The sequence below is a fragment of the Rickettsia endosymbiont of Proechinophthirus fluctus genome, assembly GCF_001602635.1.
Taxonomy (GTDB): Bacteria; Pseudomonadota; Alphaproteobacteria; order Rickettsiales; family Rickettsiaceae; genus Rickettsia; species Rickettsia rickettsii.
The window spans coordinates 183230-185532 of sequence record NZ_LECS01000001.1; the positions used below are offsets into that span (position 1 = coordinate 183230).

Consider the following 2303-nt stretch of genomic DNA (forward strand, 5'->3'; position numbering starts at 1 on the left):
CGATTTGTAAGCTATAATTCTTAGTGCTTCTATATCGGTTTTTAAATTTTCTTGCTTAGTTATATATTCAAGTAGCTTAAAAATCTCTTCAAAACTCAACCGCCTTAAATCATAACGTTGACATCTTGAGATAATAGTTGCAGGTATCTTTTGTACTTCCGTCGTTGCAAAGATAAATATTATATGAGGTGGTGGTTCTTCCAGTGTCTTAAGAAGTGCATTAAATGCCCCTTTAGAGAGCATATGCACCTCATCAATAATGAAGATTTTATGCTTACCTTGTAGGGGCTTATATTCGGCGGATTCTATAATTCTACGTATGTCATCTACGCTAGTTTTACTTGCCGCATCAATTTCGATTATATCAGGGTGATTATGATTATTAAAGCTGATGCAATTCGTACATTGCTCGCATGTTTTAATAGTCGTATTTTCGGTAATTAAAGCAGAACAGTTGACGGCTTTAGCAATAATTCGGGCGGAAGTAGTTTTACCGACTCCTCTAATACCTGTTAAAAGATAGCCTCCGGCGAGCCTATCGTTTAAAATAGTATAGCTTAAAACTTTGACTAATACCTCTTGCCCCTGAAGCTCGGCAAAGTTACTAGGACGATATTTCCTTGCAAAAGGAATATATTGATTTGATGAATTTATATCTAGCACGATAGTTATAAGACTTTATAAAAAATTTATTTTGTATATGTTTTACTGAGAATTCCTGCTTTCGCGGGAATGACATAAAACGAGCCGCCTTAATGACATCAAAATTAGAATAATGCTAGTAATGACCCATCGAATCCCACTCTGGCTGCTTCCTTTCAGACCTGACCGACTAAACAGGTACAATGCCCACTACTAGCATAATTAACATAACCTGTTTATTTTTAAGAAACAATATATTTTTTTTCTATTTCCGATTTTGTTAATCTTTTAGGAGGACCGAATATTTCAGGGTTTTTTATTTTAAACAAATCATCGGAAAATTTTTGTACTTTAGCTATTTTATCAAAAGTAATAGTGACTATATTATTATCTTCAAATATTTTTAATGCTTCAATTTGTTGAGTAGCTTTATTAAAAGTAATTTCGCTACGTTTTTCCGTTAGAGTATGATAGATAGTAATTTTAGAAATATTTCTTGCGTTAATTACCGCTTCAAAAACAAAATCCTTGTCAAAATGTTCATTATCTTCTAATAAAAAATTAAATGTATTTTCGCTTCTATTAATACGACTTACTTGCTCCATATCATAATCATACATCGATACGAAATTTTTAGTACCTATTATAACTAAAGGGAAAGGAGGATAATAATTACATCTAAAATTATAAGGTTTATGGATCAGTAATTTTCCTTTAACTATTTTACCGTACGAATCTTCTTGAGTAAAATCTATCGCAACCGATTTTATCTTACGTAGATAAGTTTTGAGCTCCGAAATAGCTGTTTTATTATCTGCCCCAAATGCTAAGCTTGAATTCACAAAAAGATAAATAATGATTAGAAAAAATATTTTTTTCATTTTCGTTGTTTTATATTTTTAATTATGTTTAAAATACCTTATGTATTCAGTTAATGCAAAATATAATTAGTATTTATGAAAATCGTTGCTTTAAAAGAAAAAGCCAAGCATGAAACACGAGCCGTAATAACTCCTGAAGTAGCAGGATTGCTAGTCAAAAAAGGTTATACGGTTATGGTAGAAAAAGATATAGGGCTTCATGCCGGTTTTCTTGATGAAGAATATGTTGCTCTAGGTGCTAAAATATCTTCGGTACCACTCGAAATTATTTCTGATGCTGATATTATATTAAAAGTGCAACCTTCATCCGTTACGGATAAATATAGCGAGCTTGAATTTGCAAAAAAAGGAGCAATTATTGTAGGATTATTATCGCCTTATTTAAATCATGAATATATAAAAGCGGCAGCTAAAAAAAACCTTACGACTTTTGCTATGGAGTTTGTGCCGAGAATTACTAAAGCTCAAAATATGGACGCTTTATCTTCTCAAAGTAACTTAGTAGGCTATAGAGCGGTAATTGAAGCAAGCTATCATTATACAAGGGCTTTTCCTATGATGATGACGGCAGCAGGGACGATTTCACCGTGTAAAACTTTAGTGCTTGGTATCGGTGTTGCCGGTCTTCAAGCTATTGCAACGGCAAAAAGGCTTGGTAGCATTGTTGCAGGATATGATGTAAGAGCTGCTACCAAAGAGCAGGTAGAAAGCTTAGGAGCTAAGTTTGTTTCACCGGAATTACAGGAGGATTTACAAGATAAATCAGGCTATGCTCACGAG

Annotated in this window: 1 protein-coding gene, 1 other RNA gene and 2 pseudogenes; 1 reads left to right on the forward strand and 3 read right to left on the reverse strand. The window is 33.1% G+C overall.

The genetic code is table 11. The annotated features are described in order from the left end of the window. From dnaX to BG75_RS00995, 3 genes and pseudogenes are all read right to left on the reverse strand, one after another. A pseudogene (gene dnaX / locus BG75_RS09320) lies at nucleotides 1-663 on the reverse strand (DNA polymerase III subunit gamma/tau); the annotation flags it as partial. 107 nt (nucleotides 664-770) lie between these two features. After that, nucleotides 771-864, reverse strand: an RNA gene (ffs, locus tag BG75_RS00990) — signal recognition particle sRNA small type. Nucleotides 865-884: 20 nt separating this feature from the next. Next, nucleotides 885-1523: an outer-membrane lipoprotein carrier protein LolA gene (locus tag BG75_RS00995; RefSeq protein ID WP_062811103.1), complete on the reverse strand. Its 639-nt coding sequence runs from the start codon at nucleotides 1521-1523 to the stop codon at nucleotides 885-887. Between the two features lie 75 nt (nucleotides 1524-1598). Between BG75_RS00995 and BG75_RS09325 the strand changes: the two are divergent. Then, nucleotides 1599-2303 (forward strand): annotated as a pseudogene (locus BG75_RS09325) (NAD(P)(+) transhydrogenase (Re/Si-specific) subunit alpha); the annotation flags it as partial.

Coding starts and splice junctions, on each gene's coding strand:
- BG75_RS00995 (WP_062811103.1), bottom strand. CDS start 1,523: ATGAAAAAAATATTTTTTCTAATCATTATTTATCTTTTTGTGAATTCA.